Below are 24194 nucleotides of genomic sequence, written 5' to 3' on the forward strand. Positions count from 1 at the left end.
AGCTACCGTTTCCGGTAGTTGTCCCAAGCTTGAGGGCAGGTTGCCTACGTGTTACTCACCCGTCCGCCGCTAACCATCAGAGAAGCAAGCTTCTCTTCAAGTCCGCTCGACTTGCATGTATTAGGCATGCCGCCAGCGTTCGTCCTGAGCCAGGATCAAACTCTCCAATAAAGATGAATTTCGCAGCGTCGTTAAACGCTTCGGAACTCATCGGGGTATTGAAAAGAGCGATAAGCTCATTTTGAATCTGACGAGATTGTTAATCTCATTGTTGTTCCAGTTTTCATACAGCCAGATGGCTTGCACCAAAAACCTTCACGTTCATTCTGCAAGCAGAATGATTACTCACTCGTTGTTCAGTTTTCAAAGATCAAACTTCGTTTCGCATCAACGCTTTGTTTCAGCGGCGACTTAAATAATGTACCACATATCCAAAGCAGATGCAAGAGTTTTTATTAATAGTTTTAGAATATTAATAACTTACGCAGGAAAACTTCAGTCGCAGCCTGCATTTGAACCTGCATAACAAAACATAAATTTATTGTAACATATCTATGAATAGGCTTTCAAACATTATTCCACAATCTTTTGACTTATTCTACAAATCATTTGTTTTATATCCCCTCCACTGTATTCTCCCTTTCTTTATGCACTTAGGATCGCCTGAGCAAAAAGCCAGTTCTACATTTTGTAGAACCGGCTTTTCCATGTGGCAAGTTACTCTCTTCGATATTCTTGCTGATTATAACAACTTAGCTTTGGATCCATGGATTACGACGTTTTTTAGCTACTTTCCGCTGATTAGATGCTGCTGCTGATTTTTCTCTGGACCCGTTGCCCGATACAGATACCTTGGATTTATTTTTGGACACAGCCTTTGTTGCTTTTCGCTTTACCGCCCCGGATTTGCCTGATAAGGATTTCGGCTTGGACCCCGCTTCAGAATCTGCCTCTTCAAATGCAGCCTGGCTTAAATTCGCATCGTCACGCCCGCCCTTCTTCCCATTCTTGGCACCATGTACTTGTGAAGGATACATCTCTCCAAAAGCACCAAGCGGAGAAGGCGGAACCATGTTTTGTGCAGGGTATGGATTTTGATAAGCATACTCCATCGGCTGATTCGGCATTACAGATGTGGACATTTCAGGCGGCATTCCATTTACATGACCGTACATACCCCAGACCGGTTCCTGATAACCATATGCAGGATAAGTATATTGAGGAGCATGTGTATGTGAGCCACATCCGCACGGTGGGTATGGAAGCATAGAGTAGGGGGATACAAATGGCGGTTGGCCAGCTGGCGAAATAGGGAATGCGTTGTTTGTATTTGACGCCCCTGCCGACAAATTAGGCATCACATTGTTATGATTATGTGTCTGCTCATCGCCGGTCCATGGACTGTTTGGCATATTTCCTATGCTATACGAGCCCACATCCTGAATTCCAGGGAAAGGAGAGTTATTGCTTACCCCTGCCGTGTACATGTTGTTTTGCTGAACACTGTATACCTCTTGTGCAGGTACGGGAACCTGGACATAAGGATGCTCCATTGGAGCGTGAAGCATTTTCGAACCGCATCCGCAAGGCGCTTTAGTGCTCGGCGCTATGTCCACAGGAGACTTGGTCTCAGGCATGACGGGTAGTGGCATCATATTTGGAGAAGGATTAGGGAGTTGAGGTTTCTTCGCTTCGGCTACAGGTTTAACTTGAACTTCCGGTTGTTTCTCCTCTTTTTTATCCATCTTCTTCTCAGGTTTCATTTCAGGCATTTCAGGCAGTTGCGGCAACACCTCAAGCTCAGGCATAACATTAGGCTTCGCCGGCACAACCGGTGCAGGAACTGGCGTTTCCACTACAGCTGGTGGAGGCGGAGCGACAGGCGCCGTTTCTTCTTTTACTCCTGTATACTCTTTACCTTGAGGCGACAATTTTTCCTGCATGCCCATGTTGCCCATTTCCGTATTCGCGCTATTACTTGCCTGTGTGTGCATGGAAGGAATGTAAACAGTCTCTCCTACCAGCAATGCATTTGGATTTTTCAACTGCGGATTAGCATTAATCATGTCTTTCAAAGGTACTCCCCAGGCTTGTGACAGCTTCCATAACGAATCCCCTTGTATAACCTTGTGACTGTGCAGTACCCCCTCCGGCTTTGGCGTTACTGGCTGTGTGGGAATTTTAACCTTCATGCCGATATCAAGCTTGTCGGGATCTGCAATCTGTGGATTGGCAGCAATTAATGTGTCTAAAGCTACGTTGTATTTTTGAGACAACAGATATAGTGTATCTCCTTTTTTCACCATGTGTATTTTCACAGGGAACTAACCTCCTAAACGTCATACTTGGGCAGTGCATTCGCCCATACCGTTACTACATCCTATGCAGGAACTGGGCTAATGACATCACCTGAACAAAAAAAATCCTCCTGAATCCGAAATCCCGCATACACCATGTATGCCGCATTTTATCGGACAAGGAGAATTTTTGTATTCGTTTAGTTAGATGAAATCATTTATTCCCACACCTTGTAGCCATCTTTGTCAACAATCTGACGGAAAGCTTCAAGCAGTTTCAAGGTAACCGGACCCGCTACGCCAGAGCCAATCGTTCTGCCATCGACTTCACACGCGGCAATAACCTCGGCAGCCGTTCCCGTAAAGAACACCTCATCCGCAATGTACACATCATGAAGTGTGAACGGCACTTCTTTTAATTCAATGTCCAGCTCTCCGCACAGATCAATAATAGCTTGACGTGTAATACCTTCCAGCGCTCCGAGATAACAAGGCGGCGTGTATACTACCCCATTTTTGATGATGAAAATATTATCGCTTGAGCCCTCGGTTACATAACCTTGCGAGTTGAGCATAATGGCCTCACCAGCACCTGAATAGTTCGATTGCAGTTTGACAAGGATGTTATTCAGGTAGTTGAGTGATTTGATTTTTGGATTCAGCGCATCAGGTATGTTGCGACGCTGAGATACAGATACAGCTTTCAACCCCGTAAGATATGCTTCTTCTGGATAGATCGCAAGCTGTTCCACAATAATGATCACAGAAGCCTTAGGACAGCGCAGCGGGTCAAGACCCAGGTTCCCCGGACCACGTGATACAATCAGTCGGATATAACCGTTGCGCATATCATTGCGGCGTACCGTTTCAGCCATCACTTCGAGCATCTCGTCGTAGGACAACGGAATGTTCAGACTGATTGATTTTGCCGAATCATACAGACGATCCAAGTGCGCCTTACATCTAAAAATATTGCCATTGTATATCCGAATCCCTTCGAAAATACCATCGCCATACAAAAATCCATGATCATACACCGAAACCTTTGCATTCTCCTTGGTCACATACTGACCATCCAAGTAAATCCACTGTTCTGCCACGACGAACTGCACCTCCATTAAATATGCATTTCCATACTTTCCGAAACATAATGAACTTGTCCAATTGTACATCAAAAATAAAGAAATAACTCGCCTTTTACACACAGACAACGGACGATTCTTCAGCTTACTCCACCCACACTCCAATTAACTCCGTGAGGGGTATGTAAAACATGGATAACTGCCAAGCACACGCACCTGACAATTTAGAGCCTCAATCTCTGCCATTGCTGCTGTAAGCAGTACTGAATCAACCGTTTCAACTACATCAATGTAAAAATAATAACTGCCTAAACGTTTCTTCGTAGGCCTCGATTCAAGGCGGGTCAAGTTCAGCTTTCTCCAAGCAAAAGCCGACAGCACCTGATGTAGCGCACCCGGCGCATCCTCAGGCAGCGTTACAAGCAAGCTTGTTTTCACGTGAGCCGCTTTACGCGGAATGCTGACAGGCTCATGTCCAATTAGCACAAAACGAGTGTAATTGTTGTCATGATCCGTCACTCGCTCAGCCATGATATCCAAACCATGCTTCCGGGCAGCAAGCTTTGTACCGATAGCCACCCAGCCGTTTCCCGGATTTTTTTTCACAATTTCTACCGCTTCGGCCGTACTGTTTACACCTTCGAGATTTGCATCGGGCGAGTGCTGACGGATGAAATTCTGGCACTGCGGGATCGCCACTGGATGAGACATGATTTTCGTGATTTTACTAAAATCATAGGTACCATCCTGCCGCAGAAATTCACTTCCATGCCCGATGATATTTTGAATAGATGGATAGACCCACTCCGCTTGCATCGGAATATCCACCTCATTTACAAGCCAGTCCATATGAAGGCTGACGGAGCCCTCAATTGTATTTTCAATCGGAATCACACTGTACTGCACACTTCCACTATCGACCGCACGGAATACGTCTGAAATGAGCTTGAAATGCTTGAGATCGAGAGGTTCGCCCTCAAAAAGAAACTCGATTGCTTCGTGTGAGACCGATCCTTCGGGTAAAACTGCAATTCGTTTCATGCGTTAACTTCCCCTTTGATTCGCTCCAGAAAAGGACGTTCATCTTGATCTGCAAGGATGACCACTCCATCCATATCCGGGTCCAGCCACATCGCAGTGGCATGAATGCCCTCCTGCTCCATGGTGCCCGTCAAATATTGCTCCAGTTCAGCCTTGCGCGTGTCATGACGATCCACCAGTGTAAGCAAGGTTGGTCCGGCCCCGCTTAATGCAGCCCCCAAGGCTCCATGATCCGATGCATGCTCCAGAATTTCAGCCATACCCGGTACCAGCGATGCGCGATACGGCTGGTGAATCCGATCCGACATCGCCCTTTGAATCATATCCAGTCTACCGCTGGTTAATGCAGCCACGAGCAATGACACACGGCTCACATTGTGCACAACATCGGATTTATCAAACTGATCGGGAACAACATTTCTCGCCATGGAAGTGGAGAGCTGAAAGTCTGGAACAATAACCAGAGCCTGCAAATCCTGATGAGGCTCGATCCGAATGTAATCAACACGCTGGCCATCCCAAGCTGCTGTAATGATGCCGCCGAATAAGGAGGCACCCACATTATCAGGATGCTTCTCCAGCAGCGTTGCCATATCCAGCAGTTTATCGTTAGATAACGGACTGCCGATCAATGCATTTGCCCCGGCCAGCGCACCAACAATCGCTGATGCACTGCTGCCAAGTCCACGGGTAAGGGGAATGTCGGAATACATTGAAATTTCAAGCTCAGGTACAGAAACACCCGCTTCATCAAATACCATCTGAGCCACTTCATAAATGAGATTGGATTTATCTAATGGAAGACCGGTCAGATGATCCCCATACAGATGAAAGGTTGTCTGTGCTGCCGGTTTAATCTCAAGCCAGGCATACAAAGACAATGCCATGCCCAGAGTATCAAACCCCGGGCCAAGATTGGCTGTGCTTGCCGGAATTTTTACGGTTACCTTTTCAAGCAAGCTCATACAGACTGCTGCTCCAGTTGGGCAATAGCTGCCATAACTGCCTCTTCTGTATCTTCAACCACCAAAGGCTCCACAGCAGCCGTCTTAATCGCTACGTTCGGGTCTTTCAGTCCGTTACCAGTCAGCACACATACAACCGTTTCTCCACATTTGAAGTAGCCTTCGCTTTTCAGCTTGTACACACCCGCTACGGAAGCAGCAGATGCAGGCTCTGCAAATACGCCTTCACGTGCAGCAATCGTGCGATAAGCTGTCAAAATCTCTTCATCCGTAACATAGTTGATCTGTCCACCAGACTCCTCTGCTGCGGCAACGGCTGTTTTCCAGCTTGCCGGGTTACCGATACGGATAGCTGTAGCAATCGTTTCCGGCTCAAGAATCGGCTCTCCTTTTACGATCGCCATAGCCCCTTCAGCCTCGAATCCAACCATACGCGGCAGCGTGTTTGATTTGCCTGCCTCTTTATACTCTTTAAAGCCTTTCCAGTATGCCGAGATATTACCCGCGTTACCCACCGGAATAGCCAGCACATCTGGTGCATCTCCCAATTGTTCAACCAATTCAAAAGCAGCTGTCTTCTGTCCTTCAATCCGGTATGGATTGACAGAGTTTACAAGGGTAATCGGGTGCTTCGCAGTAATTTCACGCACGATCTCAAGTGCACGGTCAAAGTTACCGTTGATGGCAATAACCTTGGCACCGTATATCATTGCTTGAGCAAGTTTACCCAATGCGATATTGTTATTCGGAATCAGCACGATACAGTTGAGTCCACCACGTGCCGCATAGGCCGCCGCTGCTGCAGAGGTATTTCCTGTAGAGGCACACATAATGGTACGGCTGCCTTCCTCCATTGCTTTGGCAACAGCCATCACCATTCCACGGTCCTTGAAAGAACCTGTCGGATTCAAACCTTCATATTTGAAATACAGATTCAAGCCGAGCTCTTTCGACAGATTCTCTGCGTGAATCAGGGGTGTATTCCCTTCCTGAAGCGTAAGCTGAGGGGTGTTTTCATTGACTGGAAGGTGCTCTTTGTACGTTTGCAGTAATCCTTGATATCTCATTGTGGGTAAACTCCTTTATGATTAATTATTCTATAATATCGAATGCTGGCTGTTTTGCAATATCTTGCAAAATACAAATTCAATCCATTTATTTTACAATAATGTTCCGAAGGGTTAACCTTCTACGCGGTAAACACTTTTGATCCGTCGAATGACATGCAGCGATTCAAAATGCTTGAGCACTTTGTCCATACTTGCCTTGCTCGCATTATGTGTAACGATAATGATCTCGGCATCCGGGTTATGCTCGTTCGGCTGTTGAACCACCGAAGCCAAACTGACCTCGTACTCCGCAAAAATCTGCGTAATCTGCGCCAGCACCCCGGCTTTGTCATCCACATGCAGCAGTATGAAATTTTTCGAAAAAATCTGCTCATCACTCTGCAGTCTCTTCTGTTTATATGGCACGATTGCCTTTAACCCGTTGACGCCAAGCTTGAGGTTTTTGGTTACCGCGACGATATCAGCGACCACGGAGGTTGCTGTTGGCAGCTCTCCTGCACCCGCACCGTAGAACATCGTCTCACCTACCGCTTCACCATGCACATATACCGCGTTGAACACACCGTTCACCGAGGCAATCGGATGGTTCTGTCTAACCATCGTTGGCTGCACGCTAATCGTAATTTCGTCGTCAATACGATCAGCGATTCCGAGCAGCTTCAGCTCATACCCCAGTCTCTTGGCATAGGTGATATCCTCACGCGTGACAGTCGAGATGCCTTTAACCGTAACATCCTTCAGTTCCACATTGGTACGGAAACCAAGCGTGCTCAAGATTGCCATTTTCCGAGCAGCATCCAGTCCTTCGACATCGGACGTCGGGTCTGCTTCTGCATACCCTAAAGCCTGAGCTTCTGCCAGCACCTCTTCATAAGAGACACCTTCCTGACTCATTTTCGTCAAAATATAGTTCGTTGTACCGTTCACAATCCCCATAATCCGGGTAATCCGGTCAGAGGAGAACCCTTCAATCAGCGTGCGAATAATCGGAATACCGCCTGCCACACTGGCCTCATAAAACACGTCACATTGCTTTTCCTGCGCTTTGGCCAAAATTTCCGAACCATGCAAGGCCATCAGGTCCTTGTTTGCGGTCACAATATGTTTTCCGCGCTCCAGCGCCTCAAGAATATATTCCTTCGTCTGGTCAATACCGCCCATCACCTCAACGATGATACTTATGTCCGGGTGACGAATGACTTCCCAAGGGTCCTCAGTCAGCTTCGCACGATCAATCGGAATAACGCGATCTTTCTCCGTATTTTTCACTGCAATTTTCTCAATGATAATCGGTGATCCAACCTGACTGCTCAGATCCTCCTGATTCCCCTCGACGATACGAACAACACCCGTTCCAACCGTGCCAAGGCCCAACAATCCGATTTTTACCGGTTTCACTAACGACCTACCCCCTAATCTCTAATCACGTCTGCCCAGCTTGCAACGCTGCAATCCTGATTCCACTCATACACTGCATATGATCTTCAACGATCTGAAAGCCTAATTAACCTTGGCCTACGATACGTGTGCGCTTCACTCCAGGCATATCCTGCATTCGATCCAGCATTTCTCCAATCTCTCCGTGCAGATGTGTCGTTTCCACCGAGATAACAACATTGGCTCTTCCTTGGAGCGGAATACTTTGATTAATTGTAAGCACGTTAGCTCCATACCCTGCAAAATGTCCAAGCACCCTGGACAGAATACCCGATTGATGCTCCAGGTCAATGGAGATGGTTACAATTCGTTCACGCTCCAGCTGATTGATCAGATGGATTCCATCCTTGTATTTATAGAAGGCACTCCGGCTCAATCCAACCTGCTCCACAGCCTCATGTACTGTTTTGACATCACCGGAAGCAAGCAGCTCTTTCACCTGCATCGTTTTAACCACAGCCTCTGGCAAAATATCTTCCCGTACTAAGTAATAGCGTTCATTCACAGAACGTCCTCTCCTCAAAGACTCATGTTTTCATATAGTGGACATTATATAGGATGAATCGCAAAAGGGCAATACGTGACATGACTATTTTTCAAAAACTGTTTCTCACAGTATACAGGCTTATGTCTGCCTCATGTTTGAAAAAAGCAAAAAAACGCAGCGTTACGGGCAACTGCCCGCTTCACTGCGTTCTTCTTAGTAGTAACTGCTGCTTTCCACAAACTCAAACTCGAAATCGCCAATACGCACAATGGTGCCTTCAACTGCGCCCCGTTTACGAAGCTCATCATCCACACCCATGTACCGAAGCGTACGTGCCAGCTTCAGAATAGCTTCATGCGAGTTCAACTGCATACGTTTCATCATGCGGTCAATCTTGGCACTTTCCACGATGAAGGTATCGTTCTCACGCACAATACGGAAGCCCTCGTCTTCTTTCTTCTCCAGGCTGTAGACCTTGCGCTCTGAAAGCTCTGCAACTTCCGCCACCTCAGGCTCATCTGGAATCTGATCCAGCAAATCAGCCGCGCGGTAGAGCAGCTCCTGAATGCCCTGACGTGTCAGCGACGATATAGGCATCACTTCAATATCTGGCTTCACCTCACGCACCTGCTGCAAAAATTGCTCCAGGTTGGCTTCGGATTCCGGCATATCCATCTTGTTCGCAGCAACCACCTGCGGTCTCTCGGCGAGCACCGGATTGTACAGTCTCAGCTCATCATTGATTTTCTGCCAGTCCTCGAAAGGATCACGTCCTTCTGAACCGGACATATCCACAACGTGAATGATAACCCGTGTCCGTTCAACATGTCGCAGAAATTCATGTCCAAGTCCCACACCCTCATGCGCACCTTCAATCAGACCCGGCAAATCGGCCATCACAAAGCTGCGGCCCTCACCCACATCAACGACACCCAGGTTCGGTGTAATTGTCGTAAAATGGTAGGCTCCAATCTTCGGCTTGGCTGCCGACACCACGGACAGCAATGTAGATTTCCCTACGCTCGGGAACCCGACCAGACCGACATCCGCCATCACTTTGAGCTCAAGCACAATATAACGCTCTTCGCCTTCTTCACCATTCTCTGCAAGCTCAGGTGCAGGGTTTCTCGGCGTTGCAAAACGAATGTTGCCACGACCACCACGACCACCTTTGGCAACAACGACCTGCTGACCATGACGTGTCAGATCGGCAAGCACTTCGCCACTGTCCTCATCCACGATAACTGTACCTGGCGGGATACGCACAATCATATTTTCCGCATTTGCACCATGCTGGCTTTTGTTTCGTCCCTTTTCCCCACGCGGGGCTTTAAAGTGACGCTGATAACGAAAGTCCATTAACGTGCGCAAACCTTCATCTACCCGGAAAATAATATCAGCCCCACGGCCGCCATCGCCGCCCGCCGGACCACCCTCTGGTACATACTTTTCGCGACGGAAAGAGACAATACCGTCTCCCCCATCTCCGGCTTTTACATAAATCTTCGCTTTATCAACAAACATTGGTTACCCCTTCTTCCTATATTCCACAAGGCATTCTGAATTGTATAAACGCGTCCTCAGACGGAATGTGCTCCGTTCTGACTTTTTTACCTTTGAGTACGGCATTAAGCTGCCGCAGCGTTTCTGGATCAAGAGTCTGATCCCCTTCCAGTCGAACGACTACATCTCCATGATCCTGCCCGAAGTTCAAGGTCAGTTTGCGAACCTCTCCCCAAGACGACCGGCCGCCGCCATATTGATAGGCCCGAATTGCATCCGCAATCGCCCCCGTTAGCGACTCGCCATCCTCGGGAGAGACCAGAGCACTGAGCTGCAACTCTTCTTCCACTTGCACATGCAATTCCAGAGCAACTCCACTAGCCCGGAAAGACTGTAAGTAAAATACGAGAGAAGGAATACCCAGTTTGGATATCCGACTTTCCTCTGTGACCCGCTCCTTTATTCTTTCCACGCATTGCAGGGATTTATCAAGCTTGCCCAGTCTGAGATATCCATATAACACCTGAAGATCGTTCATCCAGTCATGCCGATGATGATTTAATGAAGCTATTGCAGTTTTTTCCATGGATTGTATGATGTTTTTGTGTACCGCCTCCGCCTGTCGCTTCAGCGCATATGCAGAAATGAACATCGCCACAACCGACCACAACGCACACACGATACTCGCGAAGGGCGCCGGATACAGCATAACAAAAACCAAAGGAATCACAAGCGAACATGCCGCAATCCACGGCACTCTTTTCCAGGATTTCATGGCTTCTCCCCGTTCTACAAATCTCGGTTGGTCTAAACCCACCGTAACCCAGTATAACATGTCTTTTCTGCCAGTTCATTAAAGAATGCTCACCGAATGCAAAAAACCTCCGGCAAAAATGCCGAAGGCTCCTTAGGCGGAATGCCGATATTAAGCTTCTACTGCAGCTGCTACAGGAGCAACGTCTACAGGGTAGATGCTTACTTTTTTACGATCGCGACCCCAACGTTCGAATTTAACAACGCCGTCGATTTTCGCGAACAAAGTGTCATCTTTACCGATGCCCACGTTTGTTCCTGGGTGAATTTTCGTTCCGCGTTGGCGAACGAGAATGCTACCACCAGTTACAGTTTGGCCATCTGCACGTTTAACACCCAGACGTTGTGCATTACTGTCACGTCCGTTCTTCGTAGAACCTACACCTTTTTTCGATGCGAACAACTGAAGATTTAATTTCAACATGATTGGTTTTCCTCCTTCTTGACTTATTGGTGCTGCTGTATTTGAATATACTTCCCGTATGACTCTTCAATATTAGAGAGCATAACTACCATGGATTCGAGCAACAGCTGTACCTGAGAAAAAGTTTCTCCTTTTTTCAGCACCGGCAAAGAACCGCTTAGAAAGCCATTCTTCATCTTGGCATCCATCTCGACACCAGTCAATGCCTCAATCGAGTTCACCGTACCTACCGTTACAGCAGATACCCCGGCACATACGATATCTTCTCCCCGCTTGGCAAAATTAGCATGCCCTTCGATGGAAAAGCGTTCGATGTTCCTGTCCTCATCACGAAAGATTTGAACGATAATCACTTATCGCACCTTCTTACGCTTGGATTTTTTCGATAGTTACTTTAGTGTACGGTTGACGGTGACCTTGCTTCACATGGTAGTTCTTTTTCGGTTTGTATTTGTATACAACAACCTTTTGACCTTTGCCATGTTTCTCCACTTTAGCCGTTACAGTAGCTCCGGAAACCAATGGTGTACCTGCTGTCAAACCTTGATCGTTAGATACAGCCAGGACACGGTCGAACGTTACGCTTTCGCCGTCGTTCGCATTCAATTTCTCGATGAACAGAACATCGCCCTCTTGGACTTTGTACTGTTTGCCGCCTGTTTCAATAATTGCGTACATTTGCCTTGCACCTCCTCATGTCTCAGACTCGCCCGGTCTCAGGTGACAGCGCCTTGCGGAACTGTTCTTGTACCCGGCCAGTGCGGTTACAGCATGTGCAAGACCTATTGGCTAAACACATACTTGATGATTATATCATGCAGCATATCAAAAATCAATGCAAAGGTGAAATATATCTTTTCCCCGTCCCATGACAGGAGGAACAAGCCTCAACATAAGGGAGCGTGCTCTCTTCTCTTACCTTCTTACGTGTTAATTCAAGCAGTCCCAGCTTGGTCCATCCCAGAACAAATGCTTTGGTTCGGTCCTTGCGCAACTCCTGCTCCAGTGCGGCTGCCACTTCATGCCGGTTCGCTGCCTCTTCCATATCAATAAAATCGACAATAATCATGCCCCCGATATCCCGCAGTCGCATTAACCGGGCAATCTCCACTGCGGCCTGCATGTTCGTTTCCGTGACCGTCTCTTCCAGACTATCTCCGCCTGAGCCTGTATATTTGCCCGTATTCACATCAATTACCGTCAATGCTTCCGTATGATCAATGACGATATAACCGCCTCCAGGCAGCCAGACTTTGCGAGCAAAATCTCTGATCAGCTGTTCCTGCACGCCATATGCGTCAAAGATAGATTCAGTTCCTGAATACACCCGAACTCTGGGCTCATCACCCGGACAGATCTCCTCCAGCAGCGCGCGAATCGCTTGGGCTTGGGCTTCACTGTCTGTAATTACCTCGTCACTTCCAGGTGTGTACACATCACGAATGACCCGCTGAATCATGCTTTGATCACGGTGCAGCAGACTGGGAGAAGGCAGACTGTCCGCTTTTTCCCGGATCAGAAGCCACTGTGAGCGAAGAGTCTCCAAATCAGTCCGAATTGCCTCGTGCTGCTCCTCTGCAGAAACGGTACGAATAATCAGTCCTTCTTCATCCCGGCAAAGCTGTTCACCGAGCGCTTTGAGGCGAGAACGATCACCCTCCCTGGCGATTTTCTTCGAAACTGCAATATATCCTGCTACCGGCATGTAAACAAGCCAGCGGCCCGGAAGTGAATAATGCGTAGTCACCCGGGCTCCCTTGCTTCCTACCGGTTCCTTGAGAACCTGCACGATGATTTCCTGACCCGGTCGCAACAGTTCCGAGATCGAAGGTTTTATCTTGGGCTGCTTCTCCAGATGAGGATGGAGCACATCGTCCACATACAGAAATGCATTTTTTTTCTGACCGATATCTACAAAGGCAGCCTGCATACCTGGCAACACATTGACTACCCGCCCCTTGAAAAAGGAGCCTAGCAGCCCGCGCTCACGTGTACGCTCTGCCGTGAATTCCACAGCTTTGCCTTCTTCCAGAAGCGCCATTTGCATGAGGTTATGTTCATTATGTACGATCATTTGTTTCATGGCTTCACCTCTAGAAGACACTTCAATTCATCCACATCCATTTCATATTATAGGCCCTTCCCGAAGTACAAGAATTACCCCGTTTCAGAACAGGCTTATCAGCGACATTAGCGCTTATCCATATTTTGTTGAAAATAGGAGCCTATCACGCGCTGCTCCGGCAAAACGGCCATCACACGTCCCTGTTTATTCATAACATATACCATATGATACCTCTCTCTTTTTAATAGACGCAAAATAGTGTCCAAAGGTTTCGCCGGAAACGAGATTATTGGCTGAGCCAAACTGCCCGCGGCAGCATGCCTTACAAAGACAGCCTCTCGATTCATAAGAAAACGAATAAAACGATAGGGCACATTCCGATAATCCGTCACATTGGAGTAAAATAAAAAAAGACCGATTAATAAAATGTTTAGCGGGAGCCCATAATCACCGGCAAACCATCTGCTGAATGCAACCAAAATAACCCCTGCGCTACACAGGATGCTGATGCGATAGGACCACATAAGTGTTATATAATACGGAGCCCACAGGCTGACCAGGGCTTGTACGATTTTCCCTCCATCCAGAGGTAACACCGGCAGCAGATTAAACAAAGCGATGAGCATGTTGGCTTGTATGACATAATCCAGAAATACCGGATCACCCATCTGAAAATAACGCAGCAGTATAACCATGCCAACCATCAGCAGGTTTTGCAATGGGCCTGCCAAGGCAATTGCGATTTCGCGATAAGCGGTGAGTTTGCCCCCATCTTCAATGACCGCCACTCCACCAAAGGGAAGCATCTGTATGGATTGCACACGACAACCCAGCAGGGCTGCCGCGGCAGCATGTCCGCATTCGTGAATAAATACAATCGCAAACAGCGTAATCAACTCAATAAAATGTCCTGTGAGCAGAGAGGTCATCATGATGATCACAAAAAAAGGGTGAAGCGAGATGCGCACCCCCCATACCCTAATCAAGGGCGACAACTTCCGCAGGGTCCACGTACTCTTCTCCTTCTTTTATCGCAAAATATAGCGTAGCCGGCCGTTCACTGCTTCCAGCCTTGAGACTGCCTACACGGTTCCCCGCTTCGACCCAGTCGTTCACCTGAACCTCACTATCCTTTAATCGACCGTATATCGCCGTCACCTTATCCGCATGCTGTATCACCACCGTGTACCCGCTCTGTACATCTCCAATCACCTCAAGCACTCGACCAGCTCCTGAACTGACCACCTGCACAAGCCCTCCCGCAGCTGTAGCATCAGGAACGATCTCAATGCCCTTCATGCTCAGGGCAAACGGCTGAACTATCGTTCCTGACACCGGTTTGCCGAGCAGTTGCCTTATCCCTGAGCCGTTCACCGCATCCGTTGTATGGCCCAGCACAGGCAGGAAGGAAGGAGTCCCCCCGAAATTTCGTTCATACCACGCTGCCGTTGCTGCAAAATCCATATCATTATGCAACGCCTCGGCAATAACACTTTTGGGCGCTACCGTCCATGATGCATTCAACTGAAACAACCCCCATACGCCAGCAAAAATAACTGCACTCACCATCGTTCGCCGAAGCAATGATCGAAAAATATTAAAGCTGGAGTGTCCTGGAGAGCTAAAGTGTCCATTTTCCTTTTTCCACAGCCACTCCGGATCTCTCTCCTGCGGTTCCTCAACAACAAACGGTCTCGGCCGAATGCTCTCATTCCTTTCGCTACGAGGAGCAGACTTCTGTTCCTGTATGATCTCTTGCACTGCCCCATCCATCAGACGCCGAATTCGCTCTTCTCTTCTCTGCTTGATTCTCCGTTTCGTATTCATGACATATCCTCCCACTGAGGCTTGTTTACTACATCCTATGAGTTACGAGCAGAGAATATGAACAAGCCTTGGTTAGTTCCTAAATAAAGCGCAGATTGAAGAAGAAAAAACAAAAAAAGCCGGGCACAAGGCCTCGGCTACAACACGCTACATATCAATCTGTTTGCTCCATAGCAATAATGTCTCTTAAACATTCTCAATACACTTTAGATGTCAGCCCATTCCAAAAAACTTTTTGAAGCGGGAAAATGCACCCTTCTTCTGCTCCATCTGCATTAACGGTACCGTGTCACCGAGAATGCGTCTTGCAATGTTACGATATGCAATCGCCGCAAGTGAATCCGGGTTCATTACGGTTGGTTCACCTGAATTGGCAGCCTTGATAACAAGTTCATCATCTGGCACAATACCAATCAAGTCAATATTAAGTACTTGTAAAATGCCATCAATATCCAGCATATCACCTGATTTCACCATGTTGTTGCGAATCCGGTTCACGACCAGCTTCGGTGACTGGATGTGTGAACTTTCAAGCAATCCGATAACACGGTCCGCATCACGTACTGCTGCATTCTCCGGTGTAGTGACAACGATGGCCTGATCTGCTCCTGCTACAGCATTTTTGAATCCCTGCTCTATACCAGCCGGGCAATCAATAATGACGTACTCAAAATCTTTTTTCAGTTCAAGGATAATATCCTTCACCTGTTCTGGCGATACAGAGTTTTTGTCTCTCGTCTGCGCTGCAGGCAGCATGTATAATTCTTCGAAACGCTTGTCCTTCACCAACGCCTGATTCAGACGGCAACGGCCGTCCGCAACATCGCACAGATCGTAAATAATACGGTTCTCGAGTCCCATCACGACATCCAGATTACGCAGGCCGATATCCGTATCGACCAGACAAACCTTTTTGCCAAGCAGCGCCAGCGCTGTCCCGATGTTTGCCGAGGTGGTTGTTTTACCCACGCCGCCTTTACCCGAAGTGATCACGATCGCCTCTCCCATGAGCTACACTCCTTTAAACACATTAAAATCTCGGCGCAACCGAACGATATTGCTCATCTTGTCGATTTGCATCTGATTGTCCTGCAAATAAGCAAATTCCATCCCGGTTTCACGACTCTCCCATTCATCCGGAGGACGACTGATGACATCTGCAATACGCAGCTGTGTCGGTGCAAAGACCGATGCGGCAATAATCGCTTCCTCGTCCCCGCTGATTCCTGCATGAGCCATACCTCTGAGTGAACCCAAAATATATATATCCCCAGTACACGTCACCGTGCCCCCTGGATTGATATCTCCAAGAAACAGGAGATTACCCTCATGATGAAGCACCTGTCCAGATCGTACCATGCCGCACATCGTCATAATCGGCGGGGGACCTTTGACCTCCTCTACCAGAGCAGGCGAGTCGATGGAGCGAATCAGCAGATTACCTTTTTGCTTCAGAATATCAAGTATCTCTTCCTTCTGCTCTTCCGTAATTTCTCGCGCTCCCAGCTTGATATCCACATGAACAATCGGTCCGGTCAAAATATTTTGATGGCTGTGTTCCAGCTTATAGCGGAGCTCATAGAGCAGTTCCTCGAATTCACATTGATCGTCCAACAGGAAAACCAAGCCGTCTCGGATGCCTTTAATCGTTACGTGATTCGATTTTACCGTCATAAGCCTGTCCCTCCCATCTCATTACATTTCGTGCCCCGGTTCCCAAGTTCCTGCTTCCTGCTCCACAAATGTCATCATGCAGGCTCGGCAGTCTTGCTTCTCGGCTTGCCGATCTTCTCCAGCTGTTTGCGCAACGGGACATAGATGATCAGGGCAAACACAAAGTGAACAAACAGATTAGGGATCATGTATTCAATCAGTGCCCAGTCAAAGGTCACATGATTAAGCTGGAAAAGCTTGTACAGGAAAAATAATATTGTATCATTCAGCAAGCTCCCCAGAAGTACGACTGAAACCATAATCGGCATCGGTGCACGGGGCGCTTGAAAAATGAGCCCCATAACATAAGCAGACAACCCCATGGAGAAGCCGTATGGTCCAATCATCTCCCCGTAGAAGACAACGTCATGCAGCAGTCCAAACAAGATGCCCAGCACAAGAGCTGTATGCCGGTGATAATACACAGCAAAGAACAAAATAACGACATAGACCAGATTAGCTGAAATGCGCATCTGCCAGGCCGAAGGAATAATCTGCGGCAGGATCGTTCCTTCAGCAATAAACAGAACGAACAGTAACAGAAACAGAACCTGTTTGCGCGTCACCATTATTCTTTAACCTCAGGCGGAATGATAACAATCAGTTCTTTCCAGTCCAGGAAGCTGGCATAAGGCTGAATCGTAGCCGTCTTCGTCAAGCCATATTCGCTTTTCTCCACACTTTTCACTTTGCCAATGCGCATGTACTTCGGGAAGTTATTGATGATGCCGGAGGAGATGATCTCGTCCCCGGCTGCTATGTTGGAGTCCTCCGCAATTTTGGTCATTTTCAGCATGCCACTCTTCGGATCATAGCTCTCGATCATGCCAAACACCTTCTCTTTGCCCACCGAGGTAGCAGCGATTGCATTCGATGTGGGATCATTCGCATCCATCGAAGTTAACAGGTTTACCGTTGATGTATAGGAGCTAACGTGACTGATGACTCCGACCAGCCCTTCCTGCGAAGTCACTGCCATTCCTGGCTTAATGCCCGCATTTTCCCCGATATCAATGTTAATCGTTCTGCTATTCGGGTCCGAATTGGCGCTGATAACCTGCGCAATTCGAGAACTATAGTTATACCTGTTCTTCTGTTCCTCAGTGAAGTTGAGTGCCTTCTGAAGCTGTTGGTTCGTCTGCTCCATTTCATTGTACTTCAACCGGTCGCGTGTGTAATGTCCCATTGCAATACGGAGCTCTTCATTCTCCTGATACACCGCACGCATGTTCGCTACATCTTTGAAAAAGCCCGCTACATAGGAAGCGGGCTTGTAAAATACGTATTGTACAAATCCAACGGAATCCTTCAGGAATTTCTCCGGCCAGGATAAAGTGGCACGCGGACTAAGCGTAAAGCCCATCAACGCGATAAATGTAACAAGGCCCACCAGCAAAACAAAAAGTCTTTTGTTACCAAGCAGTTTAAACAGTTCCAACACCCTCTAACATCCATTATTCTCTTCCGAGCTTGGCCCGGCGGGGAGACATCATATCTGCAGTCCCTGCGAGAATACCAGCTGATCCTCCCCTGTTAAGCGGGTTATAGCTCTCCCGGAAATACCGGGTTCATTGCATTAATACGCCGCTGCCTGATCCGGAGTCAGGCAGACGACTGCCCATTAACGCTTGGAACGAACTGCTGAACTGCTTCTGCTTTTGAACATATGAATATTTTCCAGTGCTTTACCGGTTCCAATCGCTACGCAATCAAGCGGATTCTCTGCAACAATAACAGGCATGCCTGTCTCTCCAGCAAGCAATTTGTCCAGATTACGCAATAATGCTCCGCCGCCAGTCAGCACAATTCCACGGTCCATAATATCCGCAGCAAGCTCGGGAGGACATTTCTCCAGAGTTACTTTGACCGCTTCAATAATCGCATTTACCGTATCTGCCAGCGCTTCGCTGATTTCGTCCGAGGTAATTGTAATCGTCTTAGGCAGACCTGTCACGAGGTCACGTCCACGAATCTCCATCGTTTCCACTTGCTCCAATGGCATCGCTGATCCAATGTCCATTTTGAGCTGCTCGGAAGTACGCTCACCGATCATCAAATTATATTGACGTTTAATATATTGAATGACGGATTCATCCATCTCATCTCCTGCAACACGCACAGAACGGCTGGTTACAATCCCGCCAAGCGAGATGACAGCCACCTCTGTTGTACCGCCACCAATGTCAACAACCATGCTTCCTGTTGGCTCCCATACCGGCAGGTCTGCACCAATTGCAGCCGCAAAAGGCTCTTCAATCGTATAAGCCTCACGAGCACCGGCTTGTTTGGTAGCATCTTCAACCGCACGCTGTTCTACTGCCGTTATGCCGGACGGTACACAAACCATCACGTTTGGATGACGCTGGAATATGGAGCGCTGCTTCTGTGCCTGACGAATGAAATATTTGATCATCGTTGCAGTTGTATCAAAGTCGGCGATAACCCCATCCTTCATTGGGCGAATGGCACGGATGTTACCAGGTGTACGTCCGATCATTTTTTTGGCTGACTCACCCACTGCTTCAATGCTTTTGGTATCCGTACGCAGAGCAACTACCGAAGGTTCACGCACCACGATTCCTTTACCCCGTACATAAACCAGCGTATTCGCTGTCCCCAAATCAATACCCAAGTCTTTCGTAAAACCACCAAACATAACGTATTCTCCTTTTCTGCCTCATATTACCGCTCCCGATTCATTCGCAGAGCGTAATTGTTATTTCCACGGAACCGTCGAGCTAATATTCGCATTTGTTTAATTGTTGAATCTTTAACATTAAAGTGAACCTATCTATGACGGACATGTCCGTGATCATTCATAGAAAAAAACATCAACGCCAACCATTATATTATACCAAGCCCTTCTCCTTCAAACTTACATAGGTTCCATCACCGATAACAAGGTGATCCAGCACGTCAATTCCCACGATCGCACCAGCTTCGATCAGTCTCTTCGTTATCTGAATGTCTTCCGGGCTGGGCGTAGGATCACCGCTTGGATGGTTATGTGCACAAACAATGGAGGCACTGCTGCATTTGATGGCGGCCCGAAATACTTCACGTGGATGTACAATTGAAGCATTAAGGCTGCCCATGGAGAGTGTTTCCTGAGCAATGATATGATTTTTACTATTGAGAAAAAGACATACAAAATGTTCTTTTTGCAAGTAACGCAGCTGTTCCATCAAAATATCCGCTGCATCTCGCGGTGTTCGAATGCACGATGAAGGTGCCAGTCGGCTCTTGGCAATGCGATGCCCCAGTTCAATACCGGCCTTCAACTGCACAGCCTTGGCTTGTCCTACGCCCTTCATAGCTGTCAGCTCTTCCAGACTCAGATCCATCAGTGAGCGAACTCCGCCTGCATTATTCAATATCCGCTGCGCCATATGCACAGCAGATTCCTGTCTTGTTCCCGTTCGAAGTAAAATAGCCAGCAGTTCGGCATGGCTCAAGGCGCCCGCCCCATATTCCATCATGCGTTCTCTCGGGCGTTCTTCCAGGGGGATGTCGCGCATCATGTATTGAGCCGACTCCATATGTTCCCTCTTTTCACAACATTGTATTGGGTCTACTGCCTTGACAGCACATATACTCCGAAGCCTTCAAGCATATCGCTGAGTAAAGATAACGGCAAGCCTACCACATTAAAATAACATCCTTCAATGCGGTCGATCAGTGAAGCGCCGATGCCTTGAATAGCGTATGATCCTGCTTTGTCCGAGGGCTCCCCTGTTTGTACATATGCACGAATGGTTGCTTCCGAAAGCTCCTTCATCGTTACATCGGTTTGACGATATTGCACCACTGCATGTCCAGTGCCTGCATCAATGCATGCAACACCTGTGAACACACGATGCTCCCGTCCTTGCAGCCGAGACAGCATACGTTCGGCATCAGCAGCATCAACCGGTTTGCCCAAAATTTCATTGTCCAGCACAACAATGGTGTCACTGCCAACGATAATTGATTCCTGCTGGTTCCCCTCAAGTCCACGATACACAGCAAGTGCCTTGCGCATAGCAAGTTCCTGTACCGTCTGCTCCGGTGTCCAGTCCGGAGGTGTATGTTCATCTGCATGACTTGGTATAACTTCAAACGCTAGATGGAGTGATGCAATCAGTTCTTTACGCCGCGGCGATGTGGAGGCCAGAATAATCGGGCGCTGCTCTTTGTTATTCAACATTAACGGCTCCTTATACTACGGCGACACCTGTCTGAATCACTGATAAATAGATGTCACTTGTTTATTTTTTTGTCAACATTCGTCATTCTTCTACAGTCTGCGATACAGCCATATGGCCGCTATAATGCCGATCAGACTCAGAAGACTCATTTGAAATTGAAATGAAAGGTCATAACTGAAAATATCCAGATCAGCCTGAGGCGACCATCGAATCGTTGTGACCTTGGTTAAAAAGGCTACCGCCTTTACAGGCTGCAGTGCCTTGGCGATCCACGCTCCAGCCATCCAGCCAAGCAGCAGAAACAATAATAATACGCCGAAGTTTTTTTTCATCGGTTAATCTTCCCTCGCCATTTTTTGACACCCACATTATTATACGGGGTTTTGTACGTCAATACAAACACAAATCCGGCAGGGGGAACTATTTCCAGTTCCTTGCCGGACAGGGATTTTAAGTCCATGTTATCAGAACAGTTCCGCTTACTGCTTGATTGCCTCAAGCCACTTTTTCTGCTGCAACACATACTGGATCAAATCGGACTGTACAGCCCACATATGCACAGCATCCGGATTTTTATTGTACTCGGCAATAGCCGTTACCGCACTGTTCATTGACTTTTCCATACTGGAAACAAGCGGCTGTACCTCTGACGTCATTCCAGGAGAAAGGCTCTTCAGACCGTTCATCCACGTTTGGTGCTGATTAGACAATACCTGCATCATTTCTGGAGCTATAGCCGCCTGAACCGATTGCCCCAGCTGCTGGATGGATAATGTGGATAACTGATCAACGAGCGCCGAGCTGTTTTTGAAGAAAAGAGAGGCGTCATCCTGCTTGCTTCCAAATATAACAGGCTTCACGTCAGGGTTCACGATTTCCTTGACATACAATTCAACTCCCTGGGACTTCAATCTCGTACTGAGAAGCTTGGCCTCTTCCCGATCAGCAGAAATGCCTGCGTAAACACGATTGCCGTCATCAGGGTCCGTACCCGCCGCTATTCCCGCCTGGGTAAGCTCAAGCTTGGCCTGCTCCGCTCTTTCCGGGGAACTGAACACTCCGTATTGAAGCGCGTAGTAGGTGCCACCCGCAGAAGAGGTTACAAGTTGTCCTGTGGTCGCGGCCGTTTCCTGCTGACCTGTTACAGCAGATGCTGTTTGATTCACAGGCAACATTTCATCCGGTTTCGTCGTGCCCTCCCTGTTAAAAAAGGACAGAATCACCATGCCGAACAGCGCTCCGGTCACCAGTGCACCTGAGATTGCTCCAATCATCTTCCAGCCTCTTGGCGGACGATTACGTTTATAAGAATAATTATCGGATTCGATCATCCAGTTATGACCCTGATCCACATCAAATTCAAATTCAGAATCCTCATTGCGGTAATTCGGCACATTGTTATGCTTGGATTGCTTTGATTCGAGATGATGCAATTCAGAGCGGGAGGCATCTGCCAGAATCGTTCCTCCCCAGTCAACAGGCAATTCCTCTGCCTGCCATGTGGGTGCTGTGCTGCTGCCTGTTACGCTGCTCGTTTCCGATTCAGGTTTCAGTTTCTCTTCTGATACATACGGCATGTCCTCTTCGTTTGTGACCAGCGAACCGGAAGCCAGCATCTCCTCACCCTGAAGCTTGTCCGACTCTTGATTTCCAAAGCGAAACGTCATTCTGGCGTTGCTCACCCGTACCCACTCCTTTATCCCCTTTGTACCAGCTATATGCGAACATCAGGCACAACATTCCATAAAATGTAGTTTCTATATACGTTGAACTAAAGGAATGTGTAAGCAAATAGTTCAACGATGTACCTAGCCCCCTTGGTTTCTTGCAAATACATTGCAAAAAAACGCCTGGCTTCATAAAGAAGCAAGACGTTTTTGGGACAGGACTCACCTGTTAAAATCAGCTAATTACTTTAATCCTTTGGCGAGTGCATCGCCAACCTTCCAGATATCCCCTGCGCCCATCGTAAGCACAAGATCTCCCGGCTGTAAACGTGGCTGCAGATCAGCGACAACCTCTTCTTTTGTCGGAAGATATCTTGCCGAGGCGTTGCTGTTCTGTACAATCAGTTCCACCAATCTGGCCGAATGCACACCTTCAATCTGCTTCTCGCCCGCAGGAGAGTAGATGTCGGTAATCAATACCTCATCCGCCTCGGCAAACGCCCGGCTGAAGGCATCCAGCAGGAAAAATGTGCGTGTATATCGCTGCGGCTGGAATACGGCGATGATCCGTTTCCCCGTCGCTTTGGCTGCACTAATTGTTGCTTCAATCTCCGTAGGGTGGTGAGCATAATCGTCAATAATCAGCATATCACGCGACTCTCCCAGCACCTGGAATCTGCGTTTGGCTCCATGGAACTGAATGATGGCTTCCGTAATTTGATCAAATGGAATACCCACTTCCAAACACGAAATTACCGTAGCCATAGCGTTGTAAAGATTATGTTTGCCCGGAACCGATAATTCCACGGTCCCAAGTGCTGCACCCTGATAATTCATAGTAAAGGAGATCAGACGGTCTCCAAGCACGATATCCGTTGCCGTATAATCAGCGGCACAATCAATGCCGTACGTCGTTACGCGAGATTGGAGCTGTGGCAGAATACTTTGAATATTTTCATCATCCGCACAAACAATTGCCGTGCCCTCCGGACGAATCTGACTCAAAAACTGCACATAAGCCTCTTTAAGCTGCTCAAAATCACTGTTGTAATTTTCGAGGTGATCGGCCTCGATATTCGTAACAACCCCGAGATAGGGGTGATACTGTAAAAATGAACCATCGCTCTCGTCTGCCTCGGCAACTACCCAGTCGCTTTGACCGGCCTTCGCGTTGGTCCCCAAATTCATAATCTCTCCACCAATGATGTAGGTTGGATCTGTACCACATTTGTCCATTACCAATGCGATCATGGATGAAGTTGTTGTTTTACCGTGGGCTCCAGCTACGGCAATTCCTTTACGCTCATTCATCAACCGCCCCAGCATCTGTGCACGATGAAGAATGGGAATGTTAAGCTGCTCAGCAGCTACACGTTCCACATTATCCGCAGGAGCTGCGGTCGAGTAGACCACCAGATCCGCTCCGTTTACATGCTCTGCGGTATGTCCAATATATATTTTCGCCCCTTTGGCTGCCAGCTTCTCCGTCAATTCCTGTGAAGCGACATCCGATCCGGTAACGGTGTATCCCATCTCCAGCATAACCCGGGCGATGGCACTCATGCCATAACCGCCAATCCCTATAAAATGAACGTGTTCCGATGTGTTTAACAAAA

General features: G+C 47.9%; 25 protein-coding genes, 1 rRNA gene and 1 other annotated feature. All 26 genes read right to left on the reverse strand.

The window, feature by feature from the left end:
- Nucleotides 1-171, reverse strand: a 16S ribosomal RNA gene (locus DFQ00_RS23355); the annotation flags it as partial.
- A gap of 581 nt (nt 172-752) precedes the next feature.
- Nucleotides 753-2318, reverse strand: a complete 1566-nt coding sequence (locus DFQ00_RS23360; RefSeq protein ID WP_110898881.1) for a LysM peptidoglycan-binding domain-containing protein — start codon at nt 2316-2318, stop codon at nt 753-755.
- Between the two features lie 197 nt (nt 2319-2515).
- Complete coding sequence (ilvE, locus tag DFQ00_RS23365; protein ID WP_110898942.1) at nt 2516-3397, reverse strand: branched-chain-amino-acid transaminase; 882 nt, start codon at nt 3395-3397, stop codon at nt 2516-2518.
- 147 nt (nt 3398-3544) lie between these two features.
- Complete coding sequence (pheA, locus tag DFQ00_RS23370) at nt 3545-4420, reverse strand: prephenate dehydratase (RefSeq protein WP_110898882.1); 876 nt, start codon at nt 4418-4420, stop codon at nt 3545-3547.
- Entirely contained in the window at nt 4417-5385 is a 969-nt protein-coding gene (thrB, locus tag DFQ00_RS23375) for a homoserine kinase (protein ID WP_110898883.1), read from the reverse strand. The genes pheA and thrB overlap by 4 nt, the downstream gene beginning before the upstream one ends.
- A complete protein-coding gene (gene thrC / locus DFQ00_RS23380) occupies nt 5382-6452 on the reverse strand; it encodes a threonine synthase (RefSeq protein ID WP_110898884.1) in 1071 nt (356 codons plus the stop codon). The genes thrB and thrC overlap by 4 nt, the downstream gene beginning before the upstream one ends.
- Before the next feature lie 114 nt (nt 6453-6566).
- Complete coding sequence (locus tag DFQ00_RS23385; protein WP_110898885.1) at nt 6567-7853, reverse strand: homoserine dehydrogenase; 1287 nt, start codon at nt 7851-7853, stop codon at nt 6567-6569.
- A gap of 106 nt (nt 7854-7959) precedes the next feature.
- A complete protein-coding gene (locus DFQ00_RS23390; RefSeq protein WP_110898886.1) occupies nt 7960-8397 on the reverse strand; it encodes an ACT domain-containing protein in 438 nt (145 codons plus the stop codon).
- 195 nt (nt 8398-8592) lie between these two features.
- A complete protein-coding gene (obgE, locus tag DFQ00_RS23395; protein WP_110898887.1) occupies nt 8593-9903 on the reverse strand; it encodes a GTPase ObgE in 1311 nt (436 codons plus the stop codon).
- Between the two features lie 16 nt (nt 9904-9919).
- Nucleotides 9920-10657 carry a Spo0B domain-containing protein gene (locus DFQ00_RS23400; protein ID WP_244213979.1) on the reverse strand — a complete coding sequence of 246 codons (738 nt, stop codon included), beginning with the start codon at nt 10655-10657 and terminating at the stop codon, nt 9920-9922.
- 150 nt (nt 10658-10807) lie between these two features.
- Nucleotides 10808-11119, reverse strand: coding sequence for a 50S ribosomal protein L27 (gene rpmA / locus DFQ00_RS23405; RefSeq protein ID WP_110898889.1), 312 nt, complete (start codon nt 11117-11119; stop codon nt 10808-10810).
- A gap of 23 nt (nt 11120-11142) precedes the next feature.
- Nucleotides 11143-11472 (reverse strand): ribosomal-processing cysteine protease Prp, encoded by a 330-nt coding sequence (locus DFQ00_RS23410; RefSeq protein ID WP_110898890.1) that lies wholly within the window; start codon nt 11470-11472, stop codon nt 11143-11145.
- Nucleotides 11473-11485: 13 nt separating this feature from the next.
- Nucleotides 11486-11797 carry a 50S ribosomal protein L21 gene (rplU, locus tag DFQ00_RS23415; protein ID WP_110898891.1) on the reverse strand — a complete coding sequence of 104 codons (312 nt, stop codon included), beginning with the start codon at nt 11795-11797 and terminating at the stop codon, nt 11486-11488.
- A gap of 14 nt (nt 11798-11811) precedes the next feature.
- Nucleotides 11812-11895: a sequence feature (ribosomal protein L21 leader region), on the reverse strand.
- A gap of 56 nt (nt 11896-11951) precedes the next feature.
- Nucleotides 11952-13202 (reverse strand): Rne/Rng family ribonuclease, encoded by a 1251-nt coding sequence (locus tag DFQ00_RS23420; RefSeq protein WP_110898892.1) that lies wholly within the window; start codon nt 13200-13202, stop codon nt 11952-11954.
- 107 nt (nt 13203-13309) lie between these two features.
- Nucleotides 13310-14170 carry a M50 family metallopeptidase gene (locus DFQ00_RS23425; protein WP_110898893.1) on the reverse strand — a complete coding sequence of 287 codons (861 nt, stop codon included), beginning with the start codon at nt 14168-14170 and terminating at the stop codon, nt 13310-13312.
- Entirely contained in the window at nt 14163-15011 is an 849-nt protein-coding gene (locus tag DFQ00_RS23430) for a M23 family metallopeptidase (RefSeq protein ID WP_110898894.1), read from the reverse strand. The genes DFQ00_RS23425 and DFQ00_RS23430 overlap by 8 nt, the downstream gene beginning before the upstream one ends.
- 213 nt (nt 15012-15224) lie before the next feature.
- Nucleotides 15225-16019: a septum site-determining protein MinD gene (minD, locus tag DFQ00_RS23435; RefSeq protein WP_090919093.1), complete on the reverse strand. Its 795-nt coding sequence runs from the start codon at nt 16017-16019 to the stop codon at nt 15225-15227.
- Between the two features lie 3 nt (nt 16020-16022).
- Entirely contained in the window at nt 16023-16685 is a 663-nt protein-coding gene (gene minC / locus DFQ00_RS23440; protein ID WP_110898895.1) for a septum site-determining protein MinC, read from the reverse strand.
- Between the two features lie 74 nt (nt 16686-16759).
- Nucleotides 16760-17293, reverse strand: a complete 534-nt coding sequence (locus DFQ00_RS23445) for a rod shape-determining protein MreD (RefSeq protein ID WP_110898896.1) — start codon at nt 17291-17293, stop codon at nt 16760-16762.
- Nucleotides 17293-18165: a rod shape-determining protein MreC gene (gene mreC / locus DFQ00_RS23450; RefSeq protein WP_110898897.1), complete on the reverse strand. Its 873-nt coding sequence runs from the start codon at nt 18163-18165 to the stop codon at nt 17293-17295. The genes DFQ00_RS23445 and mreC overlap by 1 nt, the downstream gene beginning before the upstream one ends.
- 180 nt (nt 18166-18345) lie before the next feature.
- Nucleotides 18346-19380 (reverse strand): rod shape-determining protein, encoded by a 1035-nt coding sequence (locus DFQ00_RS23455; RefSeq protein WP_110898898.1) that lies wholly within the window; start codon nt 19378-19380, stop codon nt 18346-18348.
- 193 nt (nt 19381-19573) lie between these two features.
- Nucleotides 19574-20263, reverse strand: a complete 690-nt coding sequence (gene radC, locus DFQ00_RS23460) for a RadC family protein (protein WP_110898899.1) — start codon at nt 20261-20263, stop codon at nt 19574-19576.
- 32 nt (nt 20264-20295) lie between these two features.
- A complete protein-coding gene (locus DFQ00_RS23465) occupies nt 20296-20907 on the reverse strand; it encodes a Maf family protein (RefSeq protein ID WP_110898943.1) in 612 nt (203 codons plus the stop codon).
- A 93-nt stretch (nt 20908-21000) separates the two neighbouring features.
- Nucleotides 21001-21243 carry a DUF4321 domain-containing protein gene (locus DFQ00_RS23470; protein ID WP_110898900.1) on the reverse strand — a complete coding sequence of 81 codons (243 nt, stop codon included), beginning with the start codon at nt 21241-21243 and terminating at the stop codon, nt 21001-21003.
- Between the two features lie 147 nt (nt 21244-21390).
- A complete protein-coding gene (locus DFQ00_RS23475) occupies nt 21391-22593 on the reverse strand; it encodes an SPOR domain-containing protein (protein ID WP_110898901.1) in 1203 nt (400 codons plus the stop codon).
- A gap of 228 nt (nt 22594-22821) precedes the next feature.
- Nucleotides 22822-24141, reverse strand: coding sequence for a UDP-N-acetylmuramate--L-alanine ligase (gene murC, locus DFQ00_RS23480; RefSeq protein WP_244213980.1), 1320 nt, complete (start codon nt 24139-24141; stop codon nt 22822-22824).
- Nucleotides 24142-24194: the final 53 nt, after the last annotated feature.

The organism is Paenibacillus barcinonensis (assembly GCF_003217495.1).
Taxonomy (GTDB): Bacteria; Bacillota; Bacilli; order Paenibacillales; family Paenibacillaceae; genus Paenibacillus; species Paenibacillus barcinonensis.

Bases quoted from the DNA above. Each gene is read 5' to 3' on its own strand.
- thrC (WP_110898884.1), bottom strand. From the start codon at position 6,452: ATGAGATATCAAGGATTACTGCAAACGTACAAAGAGCACCTTCCAGTC.
- obgE (WP_110898887.1), bottom strand. From the start codon at position 9,903: ATGTTTGTTGATAAAGCGAAGATTTATGTAAAAGCCGGAGATGGGGGA.
- DFQ00_RS23430 (WP_110898894.1), bottom strand. From the start codon at position 15,011: ATGAATACGAAACGGAGAATCAAGCAGAGAAGAGAAGAGCGAATTCGG.
- DFQ00_RS23400 (WP_244213979.1), bottom strand. From the start codon at position 10,657: ATGAAATCCTGGAAAAGAGTGCCGTGGATTGCGGCATGTTCGCTTGTG.
- DFQ00_RS23470 (WP_110898900.1), bottom strand. From the start codon at position 21,243: ATGAAAAAAAACTTCGGCGTATTATTATTGTTTCTGCTGCTTGGCTGG.
- thrB (WP_110898883.1), bottom strand. From the start codon at position 5,385: ATGAGCTTGCTTGAAAAGGTAACCGTAAAAATTCCGGCAAGCACAGCC.
- DFQ00_RS23445 (WP_110898896.1), bottom strand. From the start codon at position 17,293: ATGGTGACGCGCAAACAGGTTCTGTTTCTGTTACTGTTCGTTCTGTTT.
- rpmA (WP_110898889.1), bottom strand. From the start codon at position 11,119: ATGTTGAAATTAAATCTTCAGTTGTTCGCATCGAAAAAAGGTGTAGGT.
- DFQ00_RS23420 (WP_110898892.1), bottom strand. From the start codon at position 13,202: ATGAAACAAATGATCGTACATAATGAACATAACCTCATGCAAATGGCG.
- minC (WP_110898895.1), bottom strand. From the start codon at position 16,685: ATGACGGTAAAATCGAATCACGTAACGATTAAAGGCATCCGAGACGGC.
- rplU (WP_110898891.1), bottom strand. From the start codon at position 11,797: ATGTACGCAATTATTGAAACAGGCGGCAAACAGTACAAAGTCCAAGAG.
- murC (WP_244213980.1), bottom strand. From the start codon at position 24,141: ATGAGTGCCATCGCCCGGGTTATGCTGGAGATGGGATACACCGTTACC.
- minD (WP_090919093.1), bottom strand. From the start codon at position 16,019: ATGGGAGAGGCGATCGTGATCACTTCGGGTAAAGGCGGCGTGGGTAAA.
- DFQ00_RS23455 (WP_110898898.1), bottom strand. From the start codon at position 19,380: ATGTTTGGTGGTTTTACGAAAGACTTGGGTATTGATTTGGGGACAGCG.
- pheA (WP_110898882.1), bottom strand. From the start codon at position 4,420: ATGAAACGAATTGCAGTTTTACCCGAAGGATCGGTCTCACACGAAGCA.
- radC (WP_110898899.1), bottom strand. From the start codon at position 20,263: ATGGAGTCGGCTCAATACATGATGCGCGACATCCCCCTGGAAGAACGC.